The sequence below is a fragment of the Pseudomonas syringae group sp. 243L2 genome (assembly GCF_032587875.1).
Taxonomy (GTDB): domain Bacteria; phylum Pseudomonadota; class Gammaproteobacteria; order Pseudomonadales; family Pseudomonadaceae; genus Aquipseudomonas; species Aquipseudomonas amygdali.
The window spans coordinates 61,872-68,516 of sequence record NZ_JAWHPL010000028.1 but is presented as its reverse complement, the minus strand read 5'-3'; the positions used below and the strand labels follow the sequence as shown (position 1 = coordinate 68,516).

The following is a 6,645-nucleotide window of genomic DNA, read 5'->3' as shown; positions in this document are numbered from 1 at the left end:
GGATAACAAAGGTGACCTGAGTCGAACCCCGATCCACCTGACATCGCAGAACCGCCGTGTGACGCAGAGCGTCACGAACTGCATTCCCACGCGGAGCGTGAGGAACGAGCGGCGTCTGGGATAACAAAGGTGACCTGAGTCGAACCTCAATCCACCTCAAGTCGCAGAACCGCTGTGTGACGCGGAGCGTCACGAACTGCATTCCCACGCGGAGCGTGAGGAACGAGCGGCGTCTGGGATAACAAAGGTGACCTGAGTCGAACCCCGATCCACCTGACATCGCAGAACCGCCGTGTGACGCAGAGCGTCACGAACTGCATTCCCACGCGGAGCGTGAGGAACGAGAGGCGTCTGGGATAACAAAGGTGACCTGAGTCGAACCCCGATCCACCTGACATCGCAGAACCGCTGTGTGACGCAGAGCGTCACGAACTGCATTCCCACGCGGAGCGTGAGGAACGAGAGGCGTCTGGGATAACAAAGTCACCCAGCCAGATAACAGGCATAAAAAAAGCCGACCCGTTGCCGGATCGGCTTTCAATAATCCCGGGGGATTATTACTTGCGGCTAGCTTTGTCCAGCATGCGCAGAGCGCGCTCGTTGGCTTCGTCAGCAGTTTGCTGAGCTTTTTGAGCAGCAGCCAGAGCTTCGTCAGCCTTGCGGTAGGCTTCGTCGGCACGTGCTTGCGAACGAGCTGCTGCGTCTTCGGTAGCTGTCAGACGAGCTTCGGTTTCTTTGGATACGCTGCTGCAACCGGTAGCCAGAACTGCGGCCAGAGCCAGAGCAGAGAATTTCAGAACGTTGTTCATCGTGTTCACCTTCAAGGAATTTTGTTCAAATTAGTCATCTCTCGAAAATGAGAAAACGACCGGCGTACATAGTACCCATTGTTTGTAGTAAGTAAACGGACCCAGCGCAAGAAGCTGCTAAAATTCCCTGCTTTGAAAGTGTTCCGCGTTACTTCTCAAGCGTTCTGTACAAAAACTATCCACTTTCACTGGACCCCTTTCCATATCGGCGGTTCCGCAGAACGCGTTTGAAAATCTGCAAAAACCTTAGATGTTTGACTGTCGGTCGGTGCGGGAGCATTTCCAGGCGTTTTTAATCCAACTGCGCTTGAGCATATCCGGTAATGGTGCCTACTATCTCAGTGTGATGTACGTCGAGATCGGCAATGCTCTTATCCGGTGTCGAAAACAGGCACTGGGCGGCGTAGATGTTCCTTCGCCTGAAAAAGACCGGTAAGGTAGGGGTCAAATTCCAAGACCCGCGAGGAGTAACGATGAGCGAGGCGTTGTCCATCCACCATGACGAAGTCGGCCACCATTTCGAAATCATTATCGACGGCCACCGTGCCTACCTGACGTACATGGATCTCGGCAAGCAGACGCTGGATTTCTACCGGACCTTTGTGCCCGATGCCTTGCGTGGACGCGGTATAGCCGCCGCCCTGACCAAGGAGGCCCTGGACTATGCAGGCAGCATGGGCTACTCCGTCATACCGTCCTGCTCTTACGTCGAGCGATACATGGAACTGCATGACCTGCAGTCCCAGGCGGCCAAGCTCTGATACATCGAGTTTACTGACCGTCAGCATGAAAAACGCCGAGCATATGCTCGGCGTTTTCGTTATTGCAGGTTAATCGGTCAGGCAGTTACTTGCGCTTGCGAGCGGGCAGTACAGTCTTGAGTTTCGCGTGCATGCTGCGCAGGGTTTTTTCAGTGCTTTCCCAATCGATGCAGGCATCGGTAATGGATACGCCGTACTGCAATTCCGACAGGTCCCTCGGAATCGCCTGACAGCCCCAGTTCAAGTGACTCTCGACCATCAGGCCGATAATCGATTCGTTGCCTTCCAGAATCTGGTTGGCGACGTTTTCCATCACCAGCGGCTGCAGGGCCGGATCCTTGTTGGAGTTGGCGTGGCTGCAGTCGACCATGATGTTTGGGCGAATGCCGGACTTGTTAAGGGCCTGTTCGCACAGGGCGACGCTGACCGAATCATAGTTGGGCTTGCCATTGCCGCCGCGCAGCACGACATGGCCGTAGGCATTGCCCTTGGTGGTCACGATCGATACGCCACCTTCCTGATTGATACCGAGGAAGCGGTGCGGGCTCGAGACCGATTGCAAGGCGTTGATGGCAACGGTCAGGCCGCCATCGGTGCCGTTCTTGAAGCCGACTGCCGACGACAGGCCGGAAGCCATCTCGCGGTGAGTCTGGGATTCGGTGGTGCGCGCGCCAATGGCCGACCAGCTGATCAGGTCCTGCAGATATTGCGGGGAGATCGGGTCCAGTGCTTCGGTGGCGGTTGGCAAGCCCATTTCAGCCAGGTCCAGCAGCAACTGGCGACCGATGTGCAGGCCATCCTGGATCTTGAACGAGTCATCCAGGTATGGATCGTTGATCAGGCCTTTCCAGCCCACGGTAGTACGTGGCTTCTCGAAATAGACGCGCATGACCAGATACAGCGTGTCGGACACTTCTGCCGCCAATGCCTTGAGGCGCTCGGCGTATTCCTTGGCTGCCTTCAGGTCGTGGATCGAGCAGGGGCCGATCACGATGAACAGGCGGTGATCATTGCCATCGAGGATGTTGCGAATCACCTCGCGGCCCTGGCTGACGGTGTGCAGGGCGGCGTCGGTCAGAGGTATGTCGCGCTTGAGCTGATCCGGGGTGATCAGAGTCTCGTTGGAGGCAACGTTAAGGTCGTCAATCGGTAAATCAGCCATCGTGTTACTCATCAGGTCGCGGGTACTGGCCGCCAACGGTACCCCGTGCGGCGGTGCCCAGCAGGTTTGAGCGCAGCGGGGAGCCGAACCTTAGCGCGTTATCGCGCTGTTCGACAATAAGTAAACGAGGTATCGGGCAGGTTACGGGTAACTGCCCGCCGGGCCGCGCTGCTGTATTGCAAGACAATCCGCTGCGACGGATAGTGTATGGCCCGAAATAACCTGACAGCCAAGGGAGAGGTCATGAGTGTTGATTCCCGTCGTCCGCGTGTCGGCGTTATAGGTACCGGTGCCATTGGCGGCTTTTACGGGCTGATGCTGGCGCGTGCCGGATACGACGTGCATTTTCTGCTGCGCAGCGAGTTTGAGGCGGTGGCGCGCGAGGGATTGCAGGTCAATAGTGCCGTGCATGGCGACTTGCATCTCAAGCCCGTTAAAGCCTATCGCTCGGCGGCTGACATGCCGCCTTGCGACTGGTTGCTGGTGGGCACCAAGAGCACCGGCAACGCCGCGCTGGGTCCGATCATCAGCCAGGCTGCTGCGCCGGACGCCAAGGTGTTGCTGCTGCAGAACGGTCTGGCCGTCGAAGATCAGTTGCGCAGCGTGCTGCCCGACAGCCTGCATATATTGGGCGGGCTATGTTTCGTCTGTGTCAACCGGGTTGCGCCCGGCGTCGTCGCTCATGAAGCCTTCGGCGCGGTCAGTATCGGCTATCACAGCGGCCCGGCAGGCGACGAAGCGAGCCGCATGGCGGTCGTCGAAGCCTGCGCGGCGCTGTTCAAGACGGCCGGCATCGACGCCCCTGTCATGGCTAATCTGCAGCAGGCCCGCTGGCAGAAGCTGGTCTGGAATGTGCCCTACAACGGTCTGTCGGCTTTGTTGCAGACCAGTACCAGCCAATTGATGACCGACCCTGACAGTCAGGCATTGATCCAGGCGCTGATGGATGAAGTGGTGCAGGGTGCCCAGGCCTGTGGCCATGCCTTGCCGCCGGGGTTCGCGCAGCATCTGTTTACCGTGACCCAGAGCATGCCGGACTACAGGCCCAGCATGTACCACGACCTGGTCGAGAAGCGGCCACTGGAGCTTGAAGCCATTTACGCCCGGCCCCTCGCAGCCGCGCTTGCCGCAGGGTTTGACATGCCCCGCGTGCGGGCGCTTTATCAGGCACTGGCATTTATTGACCGTGCCAACCGCTCGGCAAACGAGGAATGATTCATGAAAGAGGCTGATGGCCATAAGCTGGTCCTGGCGATTTCATCGCGGGCGCTGTTCGATCTTCGCGACAGCCACGAGGTGTATATGGCCGACGGCGTGGAGGCCTACCGCAAGTATCAGATTGAGCACGAGGATGAGATTCTCGAACAGGGCGACGCTTTCCCATTGGTTGAAAAACTTCTGAGCCTCAATGCCAGCCTGGACAAGGCGCGCGTGGAAGTGGTGCTGGTGTCGCGCAACAGCGCCGATACCGGCTTGCGGGTCTTCAACTCGATCCAGCATTACGGCCTGGACATCAGTCGTGCTGCCTTTGCAGGCGGACGCAGTCCTTATCCTTATCTGGCGGCGTTTGGCTGCCATCTGTTTTTGTCTACCCACGCCGAGGATGTGCGCAGCGCACTGGATGCCGGTTTTGCTGCGGCGACCATCCTTTCAGGCGGTGCACGACGTGCAGCCAGCGCCGAGCTGCGTATCGCGTTCGACGGTGACGCCGTGTTGTTTTCCGACGAATCGGAGCGGGTTTATCAGAGCGGCGGCCTGGCTGCCTTTCAGGCCAGCGAGCGTGAGTCGGCGCGCGAGCCGTTGCGTGGCGGCCCCTTCAAGCCGTTTCTCGCCGCGCTCTACCAATTGCAGCGCGAGTTTCCCGACGCGAGCTGCCCGATTCGTACCGCGCTGGTCACGGCCCGCTCTGCACCCGCACATGAACGGGTGATCCGCACCTTGCGCGAATGGGATATTCGTCTCGACGAGTCGTTGTTTCTCGGCGGCTTGCAGAAGTCGGCTTTTCTTGAGGCATTTGCCGCCGATGTGTTTTTCGACGATCAGCCCGGTCACTGCGAAAAGGCGCGTGAAGTGGTGGCAACCGGACATGTTCCGCATGGCATCAGCAATGAATTAACGCCGCTTGCCGACGGCAGCTGAGAAGTCTGTCGTCGCAGCCGATGATGCGCTGCTACGCTGAGTCAATCTCCGCCATTCCGGTTGTTCGGGAGGTTGTATGGTTCGTTCGATGCTGTATGCCACAGACCTTGGTCTGTACGCGCCTTATGTAACGCAGCACGCGCTGGCGCTGGCTCGAACGTTCAACGCAGGGCTGTATGTAATCCATGTCGTTGAGCCGATGGGCCTGTTCGCCGAGTCGGTACTGCAGAGTCATCTGGGCGAGGAGGCGTTGAAAGAACTTCGTGGCAAGGGGGTCAATACGTTTCTGGACGTCATAGAGCAGCGAGTGCTCGACGGGTTTCGTGAGGAGCTGGGGGACGGCCACGCGGACCTTTCCCTGATCCGTACGATACGTGTCGTTCAGGGAGAACCTGCCAGTGTGATTATCGAGCAGGCGCACAAGCTGGAGGTGGATTTGCTGGTGGTGGGCAGTCACAGCCGCAGGATAGAAGAGGGCACATCGATAGGCCGAACGGCTGCCAGAGTCCTGCAATTTTCCGATGTGCCGGTCTACATGGTTCCGATGATGTTGAAAAAGGAGTGAGGGTAGGGAAAGGAAGGTTCAATTGGTGGTTTTAGTGAAATCGAGCGTGCGATCACCTTACAAAGGTGATAAAAAGTTCTAGAATTATTCGTCTCACCATTAATCCAGTTATATACCGTCGCTGATACCCATAGGGTTTATCTGCTTTGAGGGATACATATGAAGCTCCAACAACTGCGCTACATTTGGGAAGTGGCGCACCACGACCTCAACGTTTCTGCGACGGCCCAGAGCCTTTACACCTCCCAGCCAGGCATCAGCAAGCAGATTCGTCTGCTTGAAGACGAGCTGGGCGTAGAGGTTTTCGCCCGTAGCGGCAAGCACCTGACGCGCGTGACACCCGCAGGCGAGCGGATTATCACCACCGCAGGCGAGATTCTGCGCAAGGTCGAAAGCATCAAGCAGATTGCTCAGGAGTTCTCCAACGAGAAGAAGGGCACACTGTCGATCGCAACCACTCACACCCAAGCGCGTTATGCGTTGCCGTCGGTTATCAGTAATTTTATCAAGCAGTACCCTGACGTGGCCCTGCACATGCATCAGGGCTCGCCAATGCAGATCGCCGAAATGGCCGCTGACGGGACGGTCGATTTCGCTATTGCCACCGAAGCGCTTGAGCAGTTCAGCGATCTGGTAATGATGCCGTGCTACCGCTGGAACCGTTGCGTCGTTGTGCCACAGGGCCACCCGTTGACCAAGGTGCCCAAGCTCACCCTCGAGCTGCTGGCCGAGTACCCGATTGTGACTTACGTATTCGGTTTTACCGGCCGCTCCAAGCTCGATGAAGCGTTCAGTCATCGGGGACTGGTGCCCAAGGTCGTGTTTACGGCTGCGGATGCTGACGTGATCAAGACCTACGTCAGACTGAATCTGGGCGTGGGCATTGTTGCAAGGATGGCGGTCGACGAAGAAGTCGACAGCGATCTGGTGGTACTGGACGCCAGCGACCTGTTCGAGTCCAGCGTGACCAAGATCGCTTTCCGTCGTGGCACCTTCCTGCGTGGCTTTATGTGCGATTTCATCGAAAAGTTCGCCCCGCACCTGACCCGCGAAGTCATGGCCAAGGCGATTCAGTGCCACAACAAACAGGAAATGGAAGAGCTGTTTGCCAACGTCGAACTGCCGGTGCACTAGTAGCAGCGGCAAGCTTTTGGCTACAAGCCGGAGCCAGAGCCTTACGCGCTCTGACTTGAGGCTCGCAGCTTGAGG

Annotated in this window: 7 protein-coding genes; 5 read left to right on the top strand and 2 right to left on the bottom strand. The window is 57.8% G+C overall.

Going from position 1 to position 6,645, the window contains the following annotated elements; genetic code table 11:
• Positions 1 to 557: 557 nt before the first annotated feature.
• Entirely contained in the window at positions 558 to 809 is a 252-nt protein-coding gene (gene oprI / locus RYB66_RS20020) for an outer membrane lipoprotei OprI (protein WP_002553018.1), read from the bottom strand.
• 473 nt (positions 810 to 1,282) lie between these two features.
• On the opposite strand from oprI, the gene RYB66_RS20015 reads away from it, so the two are divergent.
• Positions 1,283 to 1,570 carry a GNAT family N-acetyltransferase gene (locus RYB66_RS20015; RefSeq protein ID WP_002553019.1) on the top strand — a complete coding sequence of 96 codons (288 nt, stop codon included), beginning with the start codon at positions 1,283 to 1,285 and terminating at the stop codon, positions 1,568 to 1,570.
• Between the two features lie 85 nt (positions 1,571 to 1,655).
• Here the strand turns inward: RYB66_RS20015 and RYB66_RS20010 are convergent, their stop codons facing one another.
• Positions 1,656 to 2,732 (bottom strand): 3-deoxy-7-phosphoheptulonate synthase, encoded by a 1,077-nt coding sequence (locus RYB66_RS20010; protein ID WP_005779881.1) that lies wholly within the window; start codon positions 2,730 to 2,732, stop codon positions 1,656 to 1,658.
• Between the two features lie 243 nt (positions 2,733 to 2,975).
• On the opposite strand from RYB66_RS20010, the gene RYB66_RS20005 reads away from it, so the two are divergent.
• The 4 genes from RYB66_RS20005 to cysB all read left to right on the top strand — a co-directional run bounded on the left by RYB66_RS20005 (position 2,976) and on the right by cysB (position 6,570).
• The gene (locus RYB66_RS20005; protein WP_016980880.1) at positions 2,976 to 3,947 is read left to right on the top strand and encodes a putative 2-dehydropantoate 2-reductase; all 972 of its coding nucleotides are present in this window, start codon (positions 2,976 to 2,978) and stop codon (positions 3,945 to 3,947) included.
• A gap of 3 nt (positions 3,948 to 3,950) precedes the next feature.
• A complete protein-coding gene (locus RYB66_RS20000; RefSeq protein WP_016980879.1) occupies positions 3,951 to 4,871 on the top strand; it encodes a 5'-nucleotidase in 921 nt (306 codons plus the stop codon).
• 76 nt (positions 4,872 to 4,947) lie between these two features.
• Positions 4,948 to 5,436 (top strand): universal stress protein, encoded by a 489-nt coding sequence (locus RYB66_RS19995; protein WP_016980878.1) that lies wholly within the window; start codon positions 4,948 to 4,950, stop codon positions 5,434 to 5,436.
• 159 nt (positions 5,437 to 5,595) lie between these two features.
• On the top strand, positions 5,596 to 6,570 hold the full coding sequence (gene cysB, locus RYB66_RS19990) for an HTH-type transcriptional regulator CysB (protein ID WP_002553024.1): 975 nt from the start codon (positions 5,596 to 5,598) through the stop codon (positions 6,568 to 6,570).
• Positions 6,571 to 6,645 lie beyond the last annotated feature (75 nt).